At 46.8% G+C, this 21,691-nt stretch carries 24 protein-coding genes and 1 rRNA gene; 17 read left to right on the top strand and 8 right to left on the bottom strand.

The features are described from left to right. Window positions 1-59: 59 nt before the first annotated feature. The 4 genes from G548_RS0115450 (at window position 60) to G548_RS18450 (ending at window position 3,836) form a co-directional block, all read left to right on the top strand. On the top strand, window positions 60-1,301 hold the full coding sequence (locus G548_RS0115450; protein ID WP_022795054.1) for a PucR family transcriptional regulator: 1,242 nt from the start codon (window positions 60-62) through the stop codon (window positions 1,299-1,301). A 103-nt stretch (window positions 1,302-1,404) separates the two neighbouring features. Continuing rightward, complete coding sequence (ald, locus tag G548_RS0115445) at window positions 1,405-2,526, top strand: alanine dehydrogenase (RefSeq protein ID WP_022795053.1); 1,122 nt, start codon at window positions 1,405-1,407, stop codon at window positions 2,524-2,526. Window positions 2,527-2,618: 92 nt separating this feature from the next. After that, the gene (gene corA, locus G548_RS0115440) at window positions 2,619-3,572 is read left to right on the top strand and encodes a magnesium/cobalt transporter CorA (RefSeq protein ID WP_022795052.1); all 954 of its coding nucleotides are present in this window, start codon (window positions 2,619-2,621) and stop codon (window positions 3,570-3,572) included. Between the two features lie 24 nt (window positions 3,573-3,596). Further along, a complete protein-coding gene (locus tag G548_RS18450) occupies window positions 3,597-3,836 on the top strand; it encodes a hypothetical protein (protein ID WP_022795051.1) in 240 nt (79 codons plus the stop codon). Between the two features lie 43 nt (window positions 3,837-3,879). On the opposite strand, the gene G548_RS0115430 is transcribed toward G548_RS18450, so the two are convergent. The 4 genes from G548_RS0115430 to G548_RS0115415 all read right to left on the bottom strand — a co-directional run bounded on the left by G548_RS0115430 (window position 3,880) and on the right by G548_RS0115415 (window position 7,462). Beyond that, window positions 3,880-4,269, bottom strand: coding sequence for an ectoine synthase (locus G548_RS0115430; RefSeq protein ID WP_022795050.1), 390 nt, complete (start codon window positions 4,267-4,269; stop codon window positions 3,880-3,882). Between the two features lie 106 nt (window positions 4,270-4,375). Next, entirely contained in the window at window positions 4,376-5,659 is a 1,284-nt protein-coding gene (ectB, locus tag G548_RS0115425) for a diaminobutyrate--2-oxoglutarate transaminase (protein ID WP_022795049.1), read from the bottom strand. 88 nt (window positions 5,660-5,747) lie between these two features. Beyond that, on the bottom strand, window positions 5,748-6,266 hold the full coding sequence (gene ectA / locus G548_RS0115420) for a diaminobutyrate acetyltransferase (protein ID WP_022795048.1): 519 nt from the start codon (window positions 6,264-6,266) through the stop codon (window positions 5,748-5,750). Window positions 6,267-6,565: 299 nt separating this feature from the next. Continuing rightward, a complete protein-coding gene (locus G548_RS0115415) occupies window positions 6,566-7,462 on the bottom strand; it encodes a TIGR01777 family oxidoreductase (protein ID WP_022795047.1) in 897 nt (298 codons plus the stop codon). Window positions 7,463-7,581: 119 nt separating this feature from the next. Between G548_RS0115415 and recX the strand changes: the two genes are divergently transcribed. Genes recX through G548_RS0115400 form a run of 3 tightly spaced genes read left to right on the top strand, consistent with a single transcriptional unit; the run spans window position 7,582 to window position 8,976 of the window. Then, window positions 7,582-8,436 (top strand): recombination regulator RecX, encoded by an 855-nt coding sequence (gene recX, locus G548_RS0115410; protein ID WP_022795046.1) that lies wholly within the window; start codon window positions 7,582-7,584, stop codon window positions 8,434-8,436. Next, on the top strand, window positions 8,402-8,710 hold the full coding sequence (locus G548_RS0115405) for a YfhH family protein (RefSeq protein WP_027847476.1): 309 nt from the start codon (window positions 8,402-8,404) through the stop codon (window positions 8,708-8,710). The genes recX and G548_RS0115405 overlap by 35 nt, the downstream gene beginning before the upstream one ends. A gap of 20 nt (window positions 8,711-8,730) precedes the next feature. Then, window positions 8,731-8,976, top strand: coding sequence for a YfhJ family protein (locus tag G548_RS0115400; RefSeq protein ID WP_022795044.1), 246 nt, complete (start codon window positions 8,731-8,733; stop codon window positions 8,974-8,976). A gap of 40 nt (window positions 8,977-9,016) precedes the next feature. On the opposite strand, the gene G548_RS0115395 is transcribed toward G548_RS0115400, so the two are convergent. Beyond that, a complete protein-coding gene (locus G548_RS0115395; protein WP_022795043.1) occupies window positions 9,017-10,015 on the bottom strand; it encodes a metal-dependent hydrolase in 999 nt (332 codons plus the stop codon). 122 nt (window positions 10,016-10,137) lie between these two features. Between G548_RS0115395 and G548_RS18445 the strand changes: the two genes are divergently transcribed. From G548_RS18445 to G548_RS0115380, 3 genes are read left to right on the top strand one after another with little or no spacing between them, the layout of a single operon-like run. Beyond that, complete coding sequence (locus G548_RS18445; protein WP_022795042.1) at window positions 10,138-10,461, top strand: MFS transporter; 324 nt, start codon at window positions 10,138-10,140, stop codon at window positions 10,459-10,461. Between the two features lie 24 nt (window positions 10,462-10,485). Beyond that, on the top strand, window positions 10,486-11,574 hold the full coding sequence (mutY, locus tag G548_RS0115385) for an A/G-specific adenine glycosylase (protein WP_022795041.1): 1,089 nt from the start codon (window positions 10,486-10,488) through the stop codon (window positions 11,572-11,574). After that, window positions 11,571-12,326: an SDR family NAD(P)-dependent oxidoreductase gene (locus tag G548_RS0115380; RefSeq protein ID WP_022795040.1), complete on the top strand. Its 756-nt coding sequence runs from the start codon at window positions 11,571-11,573 to the stop codon at window positions 12,324-12,326. The genes mutY and G548_RS0115380 overlap by 4 nt, the downstream gene beginning before the upstream one ends. 30 nt (window positions 12,327-12,356) lie before the next feature. On the opposite strand, the gene G548_RS0115375 is transcribed toward G548_RS0115380, so the two are convergent. Further along, window positions 12,357-13,325, bottom strand: a complete 969-nt coding sequence (locus G548_RS0115375) for an NADPH:quinone reductase (RefSeq protein WP_022795039.1) — start codon at window positions 13,323-13,325, stop codon at window positions 12,357-12,359. An 89-nt stretch (window positions 13,326-13,414) separates the two neighbouring features. On the opposite strand from G548_RS0115375, the gene ntdP reads away from it, so the two are divergent. Genes ntdP through G548_RS0115360 form a run of 3 tightly spaced genes read left to right on the top strand, consistent with a single transcriptional unit; the run spans window position 13,415 to window position 17,173 of the window. Then, window positions 13,415-14,026, top strand: coding sequence for a nucleoside tri-diphosphate phosphatase (ntdP, locus tag G548_RS0115370; RefSeq protein WP_084687384.1), 612 nt, complete (start codon window positions 13,415-13,417; stop codon window positions 14,024-14,026). A 12-nt stretch (window positions 14,027-14,038) separates the two neighbouring features. Continuing rightward, entirely contained in the window at window positions 14,039-15,781 is a 1,743-nt protein-coding gene (locus tag G548_RS0115365; RefSeq protein WP_022795037.1) for an ABC transporter ATP-binding protein, read from the top strand. Window positions 15,782-15,802: 21 nt separating this feature from the next. Continuing rightward, the gene (locus G548_RS0115360; protein WP_022795036.1) at window positions 15,803-17,173 is read left to right on the top strand and encodes a dipeptidase; all 1,371 of its coding nucleotides are present in this window, start codon (window positions 15,803-15,805) and stop codon (window positions 17,171-17,173) included. A gap of 38 nt (window positions 17,174-17,211) precedes the next feature. Here the strand turns inward: G548_RS0115360 and G548_RS0115355 are convergent, their stop codons facing one another. Both G548_RS0115355 and G548_RS0115350 read right to left on the bottom strand, forming a co-directional pair. Continuing rightward, window positions 17,212-18,288 carry an FUSC family protein gene (locus tag G548_RS0115355; protein ID WP_022795035.1) on the bottom strand — a complete coding sequence of 359 codons (1,077 nt, stop codon included), beginning with the start codon at window positions 18,286-18,288 and terminating at the stop codon, window positions 17,212-17,214. 29 nt (window positions 18,289-18,317) lie between these two features. Then, window positions 18,318-19,619: a glutamate-1-semialdehyde 2,1-aminomutase gene (locus tag G548_RS0115350; protein ID WP_022795034.1), complete on the bottom strand. Its 1,302-nt coding sequence runs from the start codon at window positions 19,617-19,619 to the stop codon at window positions 18,318-18,320. Between the two features lie 82 nt (window positions 19,620-19,701). Between G548_RS0115350 and bcp the strand changes: the two genes are divergently transcribed. The 4 genes from bcp to G548_RS0115330 form a co-directional block, all read left to right on the top strand. Continuing rightward, window positions 19,702-20,238, top strand: a complete 537-nt coding sequence (gene bcp, locus G548_RS0115345) for a thioredoxin-dependent thiol peroxidase (protein WP_022795033.1) — start codon at window positions 19,702-19,704, stop codon at window positions 20,236-20,238. A 15-nt stretch (window positions 20,239-20,253) separates the two neighbouring features. After that, window positions 20,254-20,565: a cyclic-di-AMP receptor gene (locus G548_RS0115340; RefSeq protein ID WP_022795032.1), complete on the top strand. Its 312-nt coding sequence runs from the start codon at window positions 20,254-20,256 to the stop codon at window positions 20,563-20,565. A gap of 95 nt (window positions 20,566-20,660) precedes the next feature. Beyond that, window positions 20,661-21,098 (top strand): peroxide-responsive transcriptional repressor PerR, encoded by a 438-nt coding sequence (gene perR, locus G548_RS0115335; protein WP_027847473.1) that lies wholly within the window; start codon window positions 20,661-20,663, stop codon window positions 21,096-21,098. A gap of 341 nt (window positions 21,099-21,439) precedes the next feature. After that, window positions 21,440-21,691: ribosomal RNA gene (locus G548_RS0115330) — 16S ribosomal RNA — on the top strand; the annotation flags it as partial.

Genomic DNA, 21,691 nt, shown 5'->3' with positions numbered 1-21,691 from the left:
TTCTGGCCAACCTGCTGCTCTACCTTTTTTTATAAATCAGGAAAGGAGAGCACAAACCTATGTTTGAAAAGCAGCTTTGGCAGCATACTGCCGATTCATTGAACGAATTTGCCGATTTTATCAGCGAAGCACTCGGAGGTCCTGTGACCATTGAGGATTCGACGCACCGTTTGCTGGCCTACAGCGGCCACCCCCAGGTCACTGACGGAGCACGTACGGCGACTATCATGGGGAGGCGGGTGCCGGAAGAAGTGATTCACCGTTTATGGAATGAAGGAGTGATCCCAAGCCTTCATCAGCAGAGCGAGCCGGTCTCCATTTCCGCTATTGATGAAATAGGACTCGGAACCAGGATGGCGGTAGCCGTTAAGGAACAGCAGACAGTAATAGGCTATATCTGGGTGGTAGAGGGCGAAACGCCTTTTTCAGAAGAGGCAAAGCAGGATCTTCACTCAGCAGCTGTGGTCTGTGGTGAGCGTTTCCGTCGGCAGTTTCATCCAAGAAATCCGGCCCAGCAGGACCATCAGGAATATTTTTGGCGTCTGTTAACCGGGGATGAGACCGATGAGCAGGCAGTAGAGCGTCAGATGCTTCGTTTTTTCCCGGGACGGCCGCAGCAGTATTCGATTGTAATTATGGAGTTTTCGGAGCAGCTTGAGCACAATACCTGGGAACGGCTCACTTATCTGCTGACGATTTCGCAGCGGGTGAAGGTGATGCTCAAAACATATGACCAGCACCGGGCTATTCTCATGCTGTATGGACTTGAAAGCAGAAATATAGAAGCAACAATCTCAGCATTTTTACGCCAGATGCATGAGCTATGGCACGAACGGTACGATGATAATTTAACGGCTATTGCTGCGTCTGAAATCTGTCATCAGTATATGGAAGTGGCGGGCGGATACAAGCAGGCACTGACCATGCTCGATTTAAAAAAACAGGTCCGCCAGCTTCCCGCCGATTATTACTTTCTGCATGAAGCAGGCTATTACCGTTTTTTTCCTGTGCTTATACAGAGTTGGGAGGAAGAGACATTTACACACCCTTCCCTTAAAAGCTTATCCGATTACGATGCAGAAAATGAGACGGAGCTTTTGAGCACGCTTTATATCTATCTCAGCGAAGACTGCAATGTCAATGCGGCTGCTAAGATGCTTCATGTGCACCCGAATACGCTGACTTACCGCTTAAAAAGAATGCAGACCATTGCGGGTGTGGGCCTTTCCAGTGCCCATGAAAAATGGACGCTGCTGCTGGAGCTGGAACTGTTGAAAGAAAAACAGACAAACCTATTGTGAAAAATCACAAATGAGTAATGGAAATATTATTTTAATCCGCCAATGCTTATAACCCGAAAACACGCTATACTAATAGAAAAGGTATTAGAGGAGGCGATGGATCGTGATTATAGGGGTTCCCAAAGAGATTAAAAACAATGAAAATCGAGTAGCGATTACGCCGGCCGGGGTTGTGCATTTAACACAAGCGGGCCATCAAATACATGTTGAAAACCATGCCGGAGAAGGCAGCGGGTTTTCGAATGAAGAATATGAATCAGCTGGGGCAAAAATTATTTCGGAGGCTGCAGACGTATGGAAGCAGGCAGAGATGGTACTGAAGGTCAAAGAACCTCTGGCTTCGGAATATCAGTTTTTCCGGAAAAACTTGATTTTGTTCACCTATCTGCATCTTGCTGCTGAGCCTGAACTGGTGAAAGCATTGACCGAAAGCGGAGTCACTGCAGTGGCTTACGAGACAGTTGAGGAAAACCATACGCTGCCTCTTTTAACACCGATGAGTGAAATAGCGGGGAGGATGGCAGCCCAGGTTGGAGCGCAGTTTCTGGAAAGCGTGCACGGGGGCAAAGGCGTTCTGCTTTCGGGAGTGCCCGGAGTAAAAAAGGCCAATGTAACGGTGATCGGCGGAGGGGTTGTCGGCACGAACGCTGCACGGATCGCCCACGGTCTCGGGGCCAACGTAACAATTATCGATTTAAATCCGGCGAGACTCCGCCAGATTGATGAAGACTTTGGCGGCCAGATTCAGACACTTAGCAGTAATCCCCTGAATCTGGCGGAAGAAGTGAAGCGGTCGGATCTGGTGATCGGGGCTGTTCTGATCCCCGGGGCCAAAGCTCCGAAGCTGGTGACAGAAGAAATGGTGAAAAGTATGGACCGGGGCTCTGTCCTGATCGATGTAGCAATTGACCAGGGGGGCATTATTGAAACTGCTGACCAGGTAACGACGCACGATCAGCCGACGTATGAAAAACATGGTGTTGTGCACTACGCTGTGGCAAATATGCCGGGGGCGGTTCCAAGAACGTCTACAATTGCCTTAACAAATGTAACCATTCCCTATGCGCTTCAAATTGCAAACCAGGGCGTCTCAAAAGCTCTGACCAATAACGCGGCGCTTGGCAAAGGATTGAATACAGCGAAGGGAAAAGTAACGTATCAGGCCGTGGCCGAGGATTTAGCTTACCCTTATGCATCATTAGACGAAATACTTCCGATGTTGTAAAATATGCAACGGGGACCCGGCGCGGGTATCCCCGTTTTCTTATGTAAAAACGACAGCGGAGAACTGCTGTTTGAAGGAAGGGAGGGGCCGCGATGATTTCCTGTGCCGGTATTGACGCAGAAGGAAACACAATCAACAATATTACATTGGATGAATTTAAAAAATACGAATGGAAATGGTACTGGATTGATTATTCCTCTCCTACCGCGGAGGAGACAGACACGCTGGACTCGGTGTTTCATTTTCATCCACTGGCCATTGAGGACTGCTACACGGAGCGTCAGCGCCCAAAGCATGACTCCTACGATGGCTACAGCTTTTTTGTTCTCCATGCCCTTGATAAGGAAACGCTTGGTGCTGAAGAAATCTGTATGTTTCTAGGCCCGAATTTTGTCGTTACATATCATGAAGCCCCGTCTTCGGCAGTTAATCATTCCTGGAATAAGCTTCGGGCCGAAGGATCTGCGCTGAACCCGGATGATGTCAGCTATCATATTATTGATAGAATGACGGATGAATACTTTCCGGTCCTGGATCAAATCGAAGACCGCCTGAATGAAATTGAGGAAAGCAATGCAGAACTGACCTATGGTAAGCTGATAGAAGAAGTATTTGATTTACGCTCCGATTTGCTGAGGCTCCGCCGGACCATCGTTCCTATGAGAGATTTGGTATACAGAGTGTTATTTGTGGAAAGGCTGCATCTGATTACCGAGCAGCGGGAATACTACCGGGATATTTATGATCATCTGCTCAAGGTGACAGAAATGATCGAATCCAACCGGGCGATGACCTCAGACATGAGAGACAACTTTCAGACGATGGCATCAAACCGAATGAATGCGATTATGATGACGCTCACGATTGTATCAACGATCTTTATTCCGCTGACCTTTATTGCAGGCCTTTATGGTATGAACTTTGTGTATATGCCAGAGCTTGAATACAGGTATGGATATTTTATAGCACTCGGGGTAATGTTTCTGATAGCGGTAGTGCTGCTGGGCTTGTTTAAACGAAATGGATGGTTTAAGATTTTTAGATAGAAGAGTAGAAAGGGGGCGTTCGGATTGTCCTACCGATTATATAAAGCACATTTTAAGCATCCAATGCACGAAGAGGATTTGATCGTTTACTACGATAAGGATCAATCAACCTTTTGTTTTGCGACAAAAGATATTGAAGAACAATCCCCGGAGATATGTAAGTTTCAATATCCTGCAGATTCTCTGCACGATGTGAAGCTTTTCATTGAAAAACTGGGTGTTGACGCCCAGACACTGACGTTTCGTCATTATCTTCTGCATTAATAAGCAAACCCCCTGACGCTTTGGCATCAGGGGGTTTTTGATATTAGTCAAGATCAGCCGGATATACGCCGTTTTCGTCGTGAACTTCACGGCCACTAAGCGGTGGATTGAATACACAGACCATACGCATGTCTTTGCTGCCTCCGCGAAGCATGTGCTCATCGTTTTTATCGAGCGCATACAATACACCTGGCTCGAGCTGATACACTTTATTATCGCTTAATGTTTCAATTTCTCCATCTCCTTCAATGCAGTAGACGGTTTCGAGATGGTTTTGGTACCAGATGTGAGTTTCAGTGCCGGCACGGATAATTGTATCATTCACCGAGTAGCCCATATTATCGTCTTTCATAATGAAACGGCGGCTGACCCAGTTACCGTCATCCACTTCACGTTCAGTACCGAGCAAATCTTCGAGCTTAATTACTTTCATTGTCTATTCCTCCATCTTGTCAGTTAAGGGTTTATATCATAAAAAGGCCGACCGTCGGGGTGCCGATCGATCGGCTTCTTTTTATCCAGGTAATCAATTCGTTAAATTAGTTGGCAACGAGGTTGCTTTCAGCGGTAACCTCTTCAATTGCCTGCTGCAGAATCGACAGCCCGCGTTCAAGTCCTTCATCGTCAATAGTAATCGGCGGGAACAATTTAAACACTTCATCGTCTGCGCCGGCTGTTTCCATGATCAGGCCGTGTTCAAAGCATCTGCCGGCGATGTTATCAGACAGATCCTCGATAGGACTCATAATTCCCTGCATAAAGCCGCGCCCTTTACGGACACCTTTCATTTCAGGGTGCTTTTTAATCATGTCATCCAGAAACGAAGCAATACGCTCTGACTTTTCCTGGACGTTCTTTTCCAAACGGTCATCCTTCCAGTAATTCAACGCTTCAGTACCTGTTACAAAAGCAAAGTTGTTTCCGCGGAAGGTGCCGTTGTGCTCACCGGGAGCGAATTTGTCATACTCCGGGGCCACTAAAGTGATGGCAAGCGGTGAGCCGTTGCCGCCAATGGATTTAGAGAGACATATAAAGTCAGGTTTAATACCGGCTGGTTCAAAGCTGAAGAAAGTACCGGTACGGCCGACCCCTGCCTGGACATCATCAAGAATAAGCTTGATATCGCGCTCCCGGCAGATTTTTTCAATCGAACGAAGCCATTCACTGCTTGCAGCATTTAAGCCGCCTTCACCCTGCACGGTCTCTACGATGAATGCTGCCGGCTTATCAAGGCCGCTGCCTCCGTTATCAAGGAAGTTCTCGATATATTCAACGGAATTATCGCTTTCTTTTAGGAATTTATCATACGGAAGCACAGAGGTGTTGGATAAAGGCATGCCGGCTCCGTTTCGTTTGAATTTATTGCCTGTAACGCTCAACGCACCAATAGTCATGCCATGGAACCCGTTAGTGAAGCTGACTATATTTGTGCGGCCGGTTACTTTACGGGCAAGCTTCAGTGCGCTTTCCACACTGTTTGCGCCAGTCGGTCCGGGGAACATGATTTTATAATCCATGTTACGCGGCTTCAGAATAATATTTTGGAACGCATCGATAAATTCGCCTTTTGCTTTAGTTGCCATATCAAGAGAGTGGGTAACCCCGTCCTCCTGAATGTAGGAGAGCAGTTTTTCTTTCATGTTGTCATCGTTGTGTCCATAATTCAGTGCTCCTGCGCCGGAAAAGAAGTCAACGTATTCTTTTCCATCCAAATCCCAGAGCTTGTACCCTTTTGCCTGATGGAACACAGTAGGAAAGCCTCTGACATAGCTGCGTACTTCCGATTCGTATTCGTTAAAAACGCTAAGGTCATTTTTCATCATAAATGTAAGTATCCTCCTTGGGGATGTTATCGAAAAATTCAGTTTTTACATAATACATGACATGCGCTTTGCATGTCATGTGCACTACTTATTTTGTAAAGGGTCCTACTCGAAATGTCAACTCTTCTTCATGTTCATCATCCGGGAAAAGATCCTCCGTAAAGCATTCAGAAACTGTCACTTCAGTATCGCGTTTCTTGGCAAGCTTTTTAAATAAAGCCTGAGAGGCTTCATTGGAAGGAGTGATGGTAGCTTCTAAATACAGCACTTCTTCACATACATCCCGCTCGAGAAGCGCATCCAGCAAACGGGAAGCAAGACCTTTTCCCCGCTGGGAAGTATCTACTCCCACCTGCCAGACAAACACAGTATCCTGTTTTTCAGGTGGAATAAAGGCCGTTACGAAGCCCACTAATTCATCGTTTTCTTTAGCGACAACACATGTTTCGGCAAAAAATTCACACATCATAATATATTTATATGAGGAATTTAAATCCAATGTGGAGTTTTTGACAAGTTCCCACATGTCTGCCCCGTCTTCAACGGTTGGTTTGTCAAAAACGATTGAATCGACGGAACCGTTCGTTCCAGTCATTTTCGTTTCCATTTTCTTACCACCTTTTAAAATTAATAGAGGGCTACATGTACTATACCTCTTTATAAAAAAAACAAACGCAAAATTGCTTTGTTTTAAAATGTAATAAGATCTGCCACACTCACATTTCAAATCTTAACGCTAATTATGGAAATGTTCAAACTTGCCTATCAGTCATTTATGAGTATTATTACTACTTATAGAGTGTTATGTAACCTGAACAGCGAAAACGATAAGTAATACTTGCGCAGATGGACAATTCCTCCACCTTTGATAAGAAAAGCCGTCTGGAAAGCCCAGACGGCTGAAGATTACTCCTTTAAAATATTGATAAGCGCAGGCTGCAGCGTCGGGAAATGAAAAGAGAAACCGTGATTCAGGGATTTTTGGGGAATGACCTTTTGACCTCCAAGGATCATTACACTCATTTCACCGAGCATTTTATCAATGAGAAATGATGGCACAGAGAGCCAGTGCGGACGTCCGGTCACCTTTGCAATCTCACGGCCGAGTGTTTCCATTTGCGCAGGCTGAGGAGCGGTAATATTCAACGCACCTTTGATTTCTTTGGTTGTGGCTGCAAAAAGAAGCATTTCGACAGCGTCTCTTAAATGAATCCAGGAAAACCACTGGATCCCGCTTCCAAAGGTGCCGCCGCCAAACATTTTGTATACAGAAACAATTGGCGGGATGAATGCCTGCAAAACGAGACCCATCCTTGCGTTTACTACCCGGATTCCAAGATCTTCGGCTTTTGCAGCTTCATTCTCCCAACGCACGGAAACCTCCTGTAAAAAGTTTGATTCTCCTTTAGGGGATTCCTCGGTAAATTCCTCTTCATCGGAAATTCCATAATAAGCCACGGCTGAAGCACTGACGAGTACTTCCGGTTTATGGCTGCTTGCTTTAAAAATACGGATCACTTCTCTTGTGGAATCAATACGGCTGTTTAAAATATTCTCTTTATTCTTTTCCGTCCAGCGCTGGGCAAGGGAGGCGCCTGCGAGATTTATGAAAGCATTCACCGGCGGCAATTCATACTCAGGTTTACTGCCGGGGGTCATCCATTCAATAAAGGTGATGTTTTCACTATTTTTTTTATTTTTACTGTTTCTTGTTAAAATATAAATATGGTGGCCCATCTGCTCGAGGTAGCCTGTGAGGGCGGAGCCTACATATCCGCTTCCTCCTGCGATAGCAATATTCAATGTGTATTTCTCCTTTCAGTCCTTAGGGTGATATAAAACGTCACTTTTGAAACTATTCAACTTTACCCAAAAGCAGGTTGTCATAATCATTTTCCACTATGCAAAAGGAGAGGGCCTTTGTGAAGATTACAAAAATTGAAGTACAGAAAAATAATCCCGAACGATACAATATTTTCACCGATCAAACGGGCCGGGAAGCATTCACGACCGGTGTGGATGAGAGCGTTTTGGTTCAATGGGATCTTAAAAAGGGAAAAGAACTGACGGAAAAAGAGCTCGAGCTTTTAATTGAAGACGATCATGAGCGCAAGGCATGGAACCGTGCGCTGCATTACTTATCGAGTGTGATGCGGACAGAAAAAGAAGTATATGACCATCTAATAGAAAAAGAGTTTACAGAGACTTCCGCGTCGAAGGCGGTCGACAAAGCGAAAAAATATAAATTTTTAAATGACCGCGAATTTGCCAAAGCATTCGTACGTACGAAAATCAATACGACCGATAAAGGGCCAAAGGTCATACGAATGGACCTCGAGAAAAAAGGCGTGGCGGAAATTTACGTTTCCGAAGCGATGAAAGCACTGACTGATGAGCTCGTTCTCGACCGGGCCGTGACCGCTGCAGAAAAGAAAGGGCGTCATAAAAAAGGCGAATCGGGCGGTGCAGTGAAGCAGCGTTTGTTGCAAATGCTGCTCCGGAAAGGATATGATCATGAAACAGCTTCAGCCGCTGTAAAGGAAGCGGACTTTGCTCCTTCGGAGGAAGACGAATGGAGCTCGGTGCTCGTGCAGGGAGAAAAAGTTTACCGGAAATGGGAAGGCAGGCTTGAAGGCCGTCAGCTTGAACAGAAAATCAAAGAGTACCTGTACCGCAAGCAATTTCCGATGGAGCATATTCAGCGGTTTTTAGATGAAAAGAGAGAGGAGACCGAACATGGGAATGGAAAAAAGATACAGCCAGATGAGCAGGTATGAGCTTGAACAGGAAATCGCAAGCTTAAACGAAAAGTCCAAAAAAGCCGAGCAGATGGGAAGAGGAAATGAATTTGCAGTTTATGAGCGTAAGATCGCAATGGCGAAAACGTATATGCTTGATCCAGCGGACTATCAGCCCGGGAAAACGTACCGTATCGCCCAGGAAGGGTCCACCTTCGAAGTAGAATTTATTAACGGCGTGTTTGCATGGGGATACCGGAACAATTCAAGCCAGATCGAAGCACTGCCGTTTTCTCTGTTGGTGGAAAAATAAAGAAAGGAGGCACGAGTGGAATGGAAAACCAGAAGAATTATTTGTTGGAAACCCTTCTTTCCGTCAATAGTCAGTTAACAGACGAAAAAGCCCGGGAATGGGTGGATTTTTTATGGGAGGATTTTGAATCCACGCAGGCGAGAGCAGGCCGTTCGTACAAGGGTGAAGAAGTAACCGGGCAGATTGTGGAAAAATGGATCCGGCAGTACGGTCCGCACCTGCACCGCTACGAAGCAACAAATGAAAAGTTTTTCGGCATTAACTAGATATAAGTAAAGAGTACGGAGATCGGCTCCGTACTCTTTATTATTGAGTATAATAGGAAAAGTCCCGGCCTTTGTCCAGTTTTTTGTGAAGGGTATCATCACTGAAAATCCAGCCGGTGTAGGAAGTCATAATCTCTAATTCCTCGTTCAGTTGAACGACCGCTACAAACGGATAGTAGCCCTTACTTCGATAACGCAGGTCAATGAATTTCACTTCGTATCCCTCATCTGTGTTTCGGACGATCCAGCGGTAAGTAGGGGAGAAGGACAGAAAAGAAGCAAGGTTCCGATCGTATCTGGCCGCATTAATAACCGGATCATCAGGAATTGGTTCAAACGGATACGTTTCAAAGTAGCGAAGCCGGCCGTTTCGGTAATTGGTGACAAATAACTTGTGCGGCGTACGAATAACTAAATGCCACCGGTACCAGTTGTACGTCGGTGAAATAAACAGGTGCGTGGCGTCCGGATGCAGGCGCCGGGCTCTTTGCAAAACAATGTTTCGGGCCTGGAACCGCCACAAATAGTAAAAAAGCAAAAAGACGTATAAAACAATCATAGAGGGTGCTCTTGGTACATCAAACCACCACAGGATAAATACAAACAGGTGGGAAAAAAAGAGTACTGAATCAAAAATATTAATCACGCCGAGCGCTATCCAACGCCTCGTAAACGGGGACAATGCCTGTGTACCGTAGGCATTAAAAATATCCACAAAAACGTGAAGGGCGACAGCGATAAAGGACCAGAGCCATAAATGCGAAAAAGCAATGTCCGGAGAAAACATATATATAAGAGCTGCCAACAGCACCGGCCAGATTAAAACGGCGGGTATGGAGTGTGTCGGACCGCGGTGGTAGCGGATATAGACGGCGTTATTTTTCAGTTTTAATACGGTATCAAAATCAGGGGCCTGTGACCCTATAATTGTTGCGATCAGGATTGTACCCATTGCTCCGCCTTCAGGTGAAATAGCAGGATCAATGGTGGCGAGACCTCCCAGGCCGATCCCCATCACAGTGTGAGTTGCTGTATCCATTGGCACCACCTTTAATTTATGGCATGCTGAAACAAAAAAAGCCTGTGGCATCAAACAAGCACAGACCGTACCAGCGTAGTTCCATAATACCCTAAACAGTTTGTTTCAAAAAGGAGAATTGTATGAATCCGCAGAAATACGTCGTTTTTATGGAATACCGGGTTTCAGAAGAGAAAAGAACTGAATTTTTAAGCGCCATGGAAGAAATTTCTTCTGCTATGCTCAATGAGCAGGTGAACAATTATGAATGGTTTGAGTCTGTAGATCAGGGGGCATTATTTGTAGAAATGTTTGCAGTTAATACGCCCGGGCAGTACAACGTCCTGAAGGCTAAACGAACAACGGCAGAACAACGCGTATACGGCCGTCTTGATGAATTCGTCCCCGGTGGGATACAAAAAGTGCACTGCTGGTGTTTTGAGAAAAAGGGGCCTTATAGTGACTAAAATAAAGAGAAAGAGTGAACTGCTATGCATCCACTATTAGAGAATTTTTCGCCGGAACAGTTCCAGCAGGACTTAGTCGCCTGGTACCGGCACCAAAAAAGAGATCTGCCCTGGCGAAGAACCGCAGACCCTTATCACATATGGATCTCAGAAATTATGCTTCAACAGACAAAAGTTGATACAGTCATTCCATATTACTACAGATTTTTAGAAGCTTTTCCCACTATCGAAGCTCTGGCAGCAGCAGAAGAAGATCAGGTAATGAAGCGATGGGAAGGCCTTGGGTATTATTCCCGGGCCAGAAATCTGCACCAGGCGGTCAAAGAAGTAGCTGAAGAATACGGAGGAGAAGTACCGAGCGGAAAAAAGGAGTTTCGTTCGTTAAAGGGAGTCGGTCCCTATACAGCCGGGGCAGTACTCAGTATTGCCTTTGATAAACCTGAGCCGGCTGTGGACGGGAACGTAATGCGCGTTTTTTCAAGGCTGTTGTGCTTATATGAGGATATCGGGAAGCAGTCCACAAAAAGTACGTTTGAAGCAGTGCTTGGCGAAATTCTGCCGCTTACCTCCCCATCGGACTTTAATCAGGCAGTGATGGAGCTTGGTGCTCTTATCTGTACGCCCACCTCGCCGGGCTGTCTGCTGTGCCCGGTGCAGGAGCACTGTAAAGCCAGAGCAGCAGGGGTGCAGGAGGAGCTGCCGGTAAAAGAAAAGAAGAAGGCCCCGAGAAAACAGGAAATGGCTGCGGCAATTATTTGGAACGATGACGGGGAAGTATTAATTCATCAGCGCCCGGATAAAGGGCTTCTTGCCAGGCTTTGGGAATTTCCTAATACGGCAGTGGAAAATGAAGCGGAGCGCACCAGGGAAATGGGCGCTTACCTTGAAGCGGACGCCCTCATAACACCTGCAATTGATCGTCCTGTGCAGCGTGTGGAACAAACATTTTCACATTTAATCTGGAACGTTCACGTATATGAAGGTCGGGTGGAAAAAAGCGATCTGCCGGAGGGCTGGAGATGGGTTTCACTGAAGGATATCGTGAACTACGCGCTACCTGTGGCCCACCAAAAAATCTATAAAACACTGCTTGAAAGGATGGAGTCAAAATGAACAAAGCTTTCGAGGGAAAGAAAGTACTGATTACAGGTGGTTCCAAGGGAATAGGAAAAGGCATTGCCCAGGCGTTTTACAGTGAAGGAGCCGATGTTGGTATTTTAGCGCGTTCTGAAGAAGGGCTAAAGGCGGCCAAAGAAGAGATAGGAAACATTGAGACCTTTGTTTGTGATGTCACTGTAGATGGGGAAAGGCAAAACGCCTTTCAATGGTTTATCGATACGTTCGGCGGAATTGATGTGCTGGTGAATAACGCCGGTGGAAGCAGCGGGGGGAAAATAGCCGATACTTCCATGGAAGAATTTACGCAGGCGATGGAAACAAATTACTTTCAGGCTGTACACTTTAGTAAAATGGCATATGAGCAAATGAAGGAACGCGGCGGAGCAGTTATTAATATTACGTCGATCTTTGGGAAGGAAGCTGGCGGAAAAGCTACGTACAATAACGCCAAAGCGGCGCTGATCAGCTTCACAAAAGCAGCCGGGAACGAGTGGATAAAAGACGGTGTACGGGTCAATTCGATTGCTCCGGGGTCAATTCTGCACCCTACCGGTAACTGGCAGAAACGGATTGAGGAAAATCCTGAAGCGATGGAGCGGTTTGTGGAAGAGAATATTCCTGCCGGAAGATTTGGTAATGTGGAGGAAGTGGCAGATGCAGCGCTGTTTCTCGCTTCGCAGGAGGCACGGTGGCTTGTTGGCACGACACTTACCGCTGACGGTGGACAGTCACGGATGAATATATAAAACCGAAGGCCGCGGCCTTCGGTTTTATGTTTATTCGGAAATAGTAAGCACGAGGTTGCCGGAGTAGCGCTTGCTTTCCAAATCCTTGTGGGCCTGGACAGCTTCATCTATAGGATAGGTACGGGCTACATGCGGGGAAAAGACGCCGTGGTCATAAGCCCGCTGCACCCCGGAGGCTGCTTCCTGCAGTGCCGCAGAAGGCGCCGTGAAAAGCAGAATTCCCATAATTGAAGCATATTTTTTGTTCAAAAGCTGCCACGGAAAAGTCGGCATATTGTTCACCGGCGAGCCGACCGCAACGATTCGTCCCCCGGGGGAGAGAACCTGCAGATCTGTATCGGCATTTTCACTAAAAGACATATCAAGGATAACATCAGCGCCCGGCTGCCCCGAGGCTGAAGCAAAATCTTCCTTCCAGCTTTCATCATTTAGATTCAAAACCACATCTGCCCCGGCTCTGCGGGCAATTTCATGCTTTTCAGTGCTGCTTGCGGTAGTGACCACAAAGGCATTGTGGTGCTTGGCCAGCTGTATAGCGGCATGGCCGACCGCCCCGGCGCCGCCGTAAATAAGTACAGTCTCTTCAGGCTGAAGCGCGGCCCGGAAAAATAAAGCCATATGAGCAGTAAGGGCAGGAATTCCAAGAGAAGCACCTTCAGCAAAGCTCATGGCTTCAGGAAGCGGAAAAATGTTTGAAGCCGGAGCGGCTGCCCACTCTGCGGCAGCACTTGGAATGTTTGTCCCCCATACCCTGTCTCCCGTCTGAAAGTTTCCTGCGCTGCTGCCAACTTCTTCAACTATTCCGGCAGCATCGAAATGGGGAATAGCCGGGAAGGAGGACACGGGGCGTTTGCCGGAGCGGAAATACGTATCAACGGGATTGAGACCAATCGCCTTCACCTGTATAAGAACTTCATCTGGCTGAATGCCAGGCTTGGCCACTTCTTCTGTGGTGAGGACATCCGCACTCCCCTGTTCATGATAAACAACTGCCTTCAAGAAAATCATCTCCTTTTGTCTTGCACCTGATAGTTTTTTGCCTTCTCTTTTATCCTAACAGTTTTTCAGATCGACGGAAGAAATGTATAATGGATAGTGATAGAAAAAAGAAGGCAGCAAAAATTGCAGAGGAAGGGAGGCGGAACACATTGGCCGAGCGTAACGAAAGCGCCGCAAGCTTCCCGGAAACAGGTAAGCCTATCCAGGTGCAGAGTTATAAGCATAACGGATCGCTCCACCGTGTATGGGAAGAGACATTAATACTGAAAGGCACGAGCAGAGAAGTTATTGGCGGGAATGATCGTATTCTGGTTCATGAATCGGACGGAAGAGTCTGGAGAACGAGAGAGCCTGCTATTTGTTATTTTCATGCTGAGAAGTGGTTCAACGTTATCGGCATGATCCGGTCGGACGGAGTGCATTATTATTGTAATCTGGGCACCCCGTTTGTCTATGACAGTGAAGCTCTTAAATATATCGATTATGATTTAGATATTAAAGTTTTTCCGGATATGACCTACAATTTACTGGACGAGGACGAGTATGCCCAGCATAAAAAGGAAATGAATTACCCTGCGCAGATAGATGAAAAGATGGACACGAGTATTCGGGAACTGCAGAATTGGATCTGCCAGAGAAAAGGCCCATTTAACTCTCATTTTATCGAACAGTGGTATGAGCGTTTTTTGTTTTTTCGATAAGAGGTGAAAAAGATGGGCAGTATTAAACGCTACATGCAGTTTGTGCGGCCGTACAATAAAATAATTGCGGTAACAGTGACCATCGGTATTTTCAAATTCGGTCTGCCGCTTTTAACGCCGCTCATTCTTGCTTATATTATAGACCACGTGCTGTTGGCCGAGGGCATGGCAACAGCTGAGAAAGCACGAGTGCTCGCCTGGCTGGCAGGCGGAGCGGTTGTGCTTTTTATTATCGTTCGTCCGCCGATTGAATATTACCGGCAGTACTTTGCCCAGTGGACAGGAAATAAAATTTTATACGATATCCGTGATCAATTGTTCAGCCACATCCAGAAATTGAGTCTGCGGTTTTATTCCAACCGAAAAGCAGGCGAAATCATTTCGCGGGTGATTAACGATGTCGAGCTGACCAAAGACTTTGTCATTACCGGCCTGATGAATATATGGCTCGATCTCGCGACCATTATTATTGCACTTATTATTATGTTTACGATGGACGTGGAATTGACGCTGGTGGCGATGTTGTTTTTACCTATTTATGCCTTTTTCATCAAATACTTTTACTCAAGGCTCCGGGATTTAACAAAAGCAAGGTCGCAGGCGCTTGCAAACGTGCAGGGCCATCTGCATGAACGAGTTCAGGGAATGAGCGTGATCCGGAGCTTTGCTCTTGAAAATCACGAGCAGGGACAGTTTGATACAAGAAACAAACAGTTCCTGGACCGGGCGGTGGATCACACGCGCTGGAATGCTAAAACATTTGCAGCCGTTAATACCGTGACGGACGTAGCTCCGCTTGTTGTTATCCTGGCGGCCGGCCTGGCTGTATTGTACGGAAATTTATCCGTCGGGGAGATGGTGGCATTCACCTCTTACATGGAAAGGCTTTACAGCCCGCTGCGCCGACTGGTGAATTCATCCACCACCCTTGTGCAGTCGATTGCTTCAATGGACCGGGTGTTTGAATTTATTGATGAAAAATACGATATTACCGACAAAGAAACAGCCGTGCCGGTGCAGCACGTCAAAGGCGACATCAGGTTTGATCACGTATGGTTTAAATATGAAGAGGACACTAGCGATGTATTAAAGGATGTCGATCTGCATGTGCGCCCGGGAGAAACCATCGCGCTTGTCGGCATGAGCGGCGGTGGTAAGAGTACGATCGTCAGTCTCCTTCCGCGGTTTTACGATGTCACCGGCGGTTCTCTGCTTCTTGATGGAAAAGACGTAAGGGACTACGAAGTGCGCACGCTCCGGGATCATATCGGCATGGTGCTGCAGGACAACATTTTATTCAGCGAATCAGTGAAAGAAAATATCCGGATGGGAAAACCGGAAGCCTCGGATGAGGAAGTCATACAGGCAGCGCGTATGGCGAATGCCGAGGTATTTATCAACGAACTGCCGCTCGCCTACGACACTCCGGTCGGAGAGAGGGGCGTGAAGCTTTCCGGCGGTCAGAAGCAGCGGATTGCCATTGCCCGCGTGTTTTTGAAAAATCCTTCGATACTGGTATTTGATGAAGCCACCTCGGCGCTGGATCTGGAAAGTGAGCATTATATCCAGGAAGCAATGGAGCGGCTTGCCCGGGACAGAACGACTTTTATCGTAGCGCACAGGCTTTCAACGATCACCCACGCGGACCGGATTGTTGTCATTGAAGACGGCCGCGTGGCAGAATCAGGCAGCCACGAGCAGTTAATGATGGCAGAAGGATCTTACCAGCGGCTGTTTGACGTTCAGCATGTGTAAATGAAAAACAGGGAGGCAACCATGGAAGAAGTCAAAAATTATTTCAAACATCATCGCAGCAGCCACTTAAGCCAGCTGAAAGAATTTTTATCGATACCAAGCATCAGCGCAGACCCGGAGCATAAACCGGATATGGAAACGGCTGCCTCCTGGGTGGAGGAAAGCATGCAGTCAGCAGGTCTGGAAAACACGGCTGTCATGGAAACCGGTGGACATCCGGTCGTGTACGGGGACTGGATGCACGCCCCGGGGAAGCCCACGGTCCTGTTTTACGGGCATTATGACGTGCAGCCGGCCGATCCGGTTGAGCTGTGGGAAACGCCGCCGTTCCAGCCGGACATACGGGACGAAAAAATCTATGCCCGCGGTGCGACAGACGATAAAGGCCAGGTGTTTATGCACCTTAAAACGATTGAAGCCTTTATGCAGACAAAACAGGAGCTTCCGGTGAATGTGAAGTTTTGCATTGAAGGAGAAGAAGAGATTGGCAGCCCCAATCTGGATGAGTTTGTGGAAAAGCACCGGGAGCTGCTCCAGGGGGATGTACTGCTGGTTTCCGATACACCTATGCTGGAAAAGGGCCGGCCGACAGTCTGCTATGGACTGCGGGGACTCGCAGGGATTCAGATTGACGTAAATGGAGCTAAAGGAGACCTGCATTCCGGCCTGTACGGCGGAGGGGTTGCGAATCCACTTCATGCGTTGGCTGACATACTTGCTTCTATGCATGACGACAGCGGCCGTATTACCGTGGATGGCTTTTACGACCGGGTCCTTTCGCTTACCGATCAGGAACGCGGGGCGTATGCAGAACTTTCCTATGATGAAGAAAGTACAAGAAAAGAATTAAACGTACCGGAATTGTTTGGCGAAGAAGGGTTTTCATTTTTGGAAAGAACGTGGGCCCGCCCGACGCTTGAAATTAACGGAATGCACGGAGGTTTTCAGGGAGAAGGAATCAAAACGGTGCTTCCTTCTGCGGCTTCAGCTAAGATAACGTGCCGGCTCGTGCCTGACCAGGATCCCGATGAGATTGTGGAAAAGCTGACGGCGCACGTCCGGCATAAAACCCCTAAAGGCGTGGAGGTGGACGTGACTCCGTTTGATAAAGGCAGGCCATTTGTAACTCCATTTGACCACCCGGCCATTCAGGCAGCCGGGAGAGCGCTTGAAACAGCGTATGGCACAACGGCGGCATATACAAGAATGGGAGGATCTGTTCCTGTCATTGAAACGTTTTCCGAGATTTTAAATGTACCGGTAGCTTTAATGGGATTTGGTCTTCCGACCGAAAACTTCCATGCACCAAATGAACATTTTCACCTGGAAAACTACGACAAAGGCCTCGAGGCTTTAGCAGAATATCTGATAGAAATCAGTGAAAATTTATAAACGAAAAAGGAGGGCCTCCGCTAATGGGAGCCCTCCTTTTAGTTTTCAATAGCAAAGAAGTCTTCGCTGCTGTGATAGCGGAAATAGGTCTCGACAAGCCGGTCTAGATGTTCGAGCTGCTCATTGTACTCGACGATGTGTGCGACAATTGGAAGAAGATGAAGCCATTCCGAGCGGTCAATATTCTGGTGGTCGTACATTTCCATGAGCTGATCGGTTAAAGACACTCTGCCTTCATCAACCTCTTCAGCCATCTCCTCCGTAAGATGGGTGGTCACCTTGCCTACATAACGTTGAAGAATTCTGTCGTGGTAATCCATAAGATGATCAAGCTGATTGCGGATGGCTTCCTGCATTTCTGAAGGCGTATGCTGCATGTCGTTTTCAAACTTATCAAGCGTGCGCAGAATGGTCACGATTTTATTCATCGAAGCGATCATTTGCTTAAAAAGAACAACACGCCGGTCCCGGGTAAGTCTTGCCTTTTTAGTGTACACGCGTTCTTCTTTGAACAGAAGGTACAGGTTTTCGATGGAAACTGTTTGATCTTTAAGGGAGGAAAGGTCCTTTCGCAGTGTCTGACGGTTAGTTTCATGTCTTCCAAGCAGCCGGATCCACTGAATAGTATCCTGAGTTACATCCCGGATCTGCTGATACAGCTTGGTTTCATGCTTTGGCGGCAGAAACAGCATGTTGACTAAAAAGGAAGCAATAATTCCTAGCATAATTAAGGCAAACCGCTCGGAGGCAAATAAAATAAAATTGCCGTCTCCGGGCCTGCCCATAATAATAATGACCGTAACAACAGCGATTGGAATGGTGGAGGCATCGAGTTTCAAACCTAGAATACCTGCAATAATAATCATCACCGTGACTCCGATGATTACCGGATCATGGCCGAACGCAAGCACCATAACAATAGCTGTGCCAGCTCCGATGATATTAGCCTGAAGCTGATCCAGCATTGTTTGGAATGTCCGGGAGATGGACGGTTGAATAGCGAAAGTAGCGGCGATAGCTGCGAAAAAAGGAGGGTTCAATCCAATCCACGATGCTGCGTATATAGCGAGAACGATCGCAAGACCGGTCTTGAAAATTCTGGCTCCCAGCTTCATAACGGATTGTATTCCTTTCTGTATTGAACTTAGTGAATGTAGCTGCTTAACGCTGCGAAAGCCTGGTCTGAAGCTTCCAGCGTTTCCTCTATGTCCTCGATGCTGTGCTCAGTGGTGAGAAACCAGGCTTCATATTTTGAAGGGGCAAGGTGAACGCCGCGGTCGAGCATTTCTTTAAAAAAGATGCTGAACCTCTTAGAGTTTGAACGCTCGGCCCCTTTGTAATCTTTTACTGTTTCGTCTGTGAAATAAACGGTAAACATTCCTTTCAACCGGTTGATCGTAACAGGTATGCTGTACTTTTCAGCCTGCTCGAGGAGACCTGTTTCAAGGCGTTCACCCAGTTGGTCTAATGTATCGTATACTCTGTCTTTTTCTAATACTTCGAGGCAGGCGATGCCTGCTCGCATGGAAGCCGGATTTCCGGACATTGTTCCAGCCTGATAGGCCGGCCCCAGAGGCGCCACCTGCTCCATGACATCGACCCGGCCGCCGTAGGCCCCAATAGGCAGTCCGCCTCCGATAATTTTCCCCATAGCGGTCATATCCGGCTCCACCTGAAGCATGTTTTGGGCAGCGCCGTAGGTGAAACGAAAAGCAGTAATGACTTCATCAAAGATAAGAAGAGAGTTCGATTCATGGGTGAGTTTTTTAATTTCTTCAAGATAGCCGGGCTCAGGCTCGACAAGGCCGAAATTGCCGACAATAGGTTCAATAAGAACTGCAGCCGTTTCGTCTCCCCAGCGGTCAATAGCTTCGCGGAAGCTGTCAATGTCGTTAAAAGGAACGGTGATGACTTCTGCGGCAATATTGGGAGTCACTCCCGCGGAGTCCGGGGAGCCCAGCGTCGATGGGCCCGAGCCGGCTGCCACAAGCACAAGGTCGGAGTGGCCGTGATAGCATCCTTCGAATTTAATAATCTTATGTTTGCCGGTATAGGCTCTTGCCACGCGGATGGTTGTCATTACAGCTTCAGTGCCGGAATTGACAAACCTGACTTTCTCAAGGGAAGGTACCGCATCTTTTAATTTACGGGCAAACACGTTTTCCCATTTAGTAGGGGTGCCAAGCAGAGTGCCGGTAAGGGCAGCCTCATTGATGGCTTCAGCAATATGCGGATGGCCGTGCCCGGTAATAATAGGACCATAAGCTCCGAGGTAATCAATGTAGCGGTTGTTATCCTCATCAAATAAATGGGCGCCCCGTCCTTCTTTCATAAAGACCGGAGTGCCGCCTCCGACGCCTTTAAAAGAACGGGAGGGGCTGTTAACGCCTCCGACGATTAATTCGCAGGCTTCATTATAGAGTTCTACAGATTTTTCATAGGACATATTTTCTTAACTCTCCTTACTATCAACTATTTCTTATCTATTGTATCATGGAGTAGTAAAGCAAAAACCATGATACCATAAGATGAAAACAAGTGTTGAGGTGATCAATGTGAGTACAGAAGAAAGCAGTATAAACCCAAGAGAGCTCGAAGGCAGCCAAGCACCAGATTTTGAACTTCCCGCTACTACTGGAGAAAATATTCGTTTAAGTGATTACCAGGGGCAAAACGTAATTTTGTATTTTTACCCGAAAGATAATACGCCCGGGTGCACAACTGAAGCCTGCGATTTTAGAGACGCGCTCCCGGAATTGAACGATAAAAACGTTAAAGTACTCGGGGTCAGCCCTGATTCAATGAAAAAACACGAAAATTTCACCGCCAAGCATGAGCTTTCCTTCCCGCTCCTGTCTGATGAAGAACAGGAAGCAGCCAACGCTTACGGAGTCTGGAAATGGAAGAAAAACTTCGGTAAAGAATACCTTGGAATCGTACGGTCCACCTTTTTTATTGATACAGAAGGAGTCGTGCAGAAGGTATGGGACGAAGTGAAGGTAAAGGATCATATTGGGGAAGTATCCCGGTATGTTGATGAATTCTTGTCATCTTCTAAAAAATAGCAGGCAGGTGAAAAGATGAAACTGCTTCTTTGCATTATCGATAACTTTTATACCGATCAGGTAGAGATGGAAATGAAAGACAAAGGCTACCGTATGACAGAGATTGCGAGCAGCGGAGGGTTTTTGAAAAAAGGAAATACGACGTTTATGTTCGGAGTAAATGAGGAAGAAGTATCGAAGCTGAAAACAGATTTAAAGGATATATGCCTGGCTTACGAAAAACACAGAGGAAAACGGCCTGAGCATTCAAACAGGTTTACTTCTTTTCTTTTAGATGTATCGATGCTTCCTTTTTTTCAATCAGCCCAAGCAGATGAGAATCGCTGACCCCCTTTCATTGACAAGGATCAGGGGATTCCGATAGAATAGATTATAAGAATTACAAATAAAGAATCGTTTTACAGGAAGAGAGGTGCATGACGATGGCGAGCGCGAGCCTACAGGAAGCAGTAAGTGTCTTAAAAAGCACGAACGTTCGGATGACACCGCAGCGTCATGCTATTTTAGAGTTTCTGCACTCTTCAATGAGCCATCCGACTGCTGACGATATCTATAAATCTCTTGAAGAACGTTTTCCGAACATGAGTGTAGCCACAGTCTACAATAATCTTCGGGTTTTTAAAGATGCTGGCATAGTGAAAGAATTAACCTACGGGGACTCCTCAAGCAGGTTCGACTGCGTTACTTCAGATCATTATCATGTAATATGTAATGATTGCGGGAAAATTGTAGACTTTCATTATCCAGGCCTGGATGAAGTAGAAACGTTAGCTGAACATGTGACCGGCTTTGATATTGAAGATCACCGGATGGAGATTTACGGAACATGTCCGGAATGCACAAAGATGAGCAAACAGTAAGCTGTTTTAAAGCCTTCATCTTCTTAATGGATGGAGGCTTTTGTATGCTTTTTAAACACAGGCGATTCTCTTAAAAACTAAATTTAAAATTATTTTGCAAAAGTGGTTGACGGTCTTATAGGCCGATGTTATATTACTAATTGTCGCCAAAACGACTGACAAAAAAGAGAATAACGAATTAAAACTTCTTCAAAAAGTTGTTGACATTCATTATTCAAAAATGATAAATTATAAAAGTCGCTGTTTAGCGGCAGATCGTTCTTTGAAAAGGAAAGACAAGCCAGAGCCCCAAAGAAAAGAATCAAATTTAGGGCATCAACTGATGCCACAGCATCAAACTTTTTACGGAGAGTTTGATCCTGGCTCAGGACGAACGCTGGCGGCGTGCCTAATACATGCAAGTCGAGCGCGGGAAGCCGGCGGACTCCTTCGGGAGGAAACCGGTGGAACGAGCGGCGGACGGGTGAGTAACACGTGGGCAACCTGCCGGACTGATGGGAATAACCCCGGGAAACCGGGGCTAATGCCCAATACGCCCTGACCTCGCCTGAGGTCAGCGGTAAAGCAGGGATCTTCGGATCCTTGCACAGTCC

Origin of the sequence: Marinococcus halotolerans DSM 16375 (assembly GCF_000420725.1) — a bacterium.
Lineage (GTDB): Bacteria > Bacillota > Bacilli > Bacillales > Marinococcaceae > Marinococcus > Marinococcus halotolerans.
The sequence above is the reverse complement of the archived record's forward strand: the minus strand, read 5'-3'. Positions and strand labels throughout refer to the sequence as shown.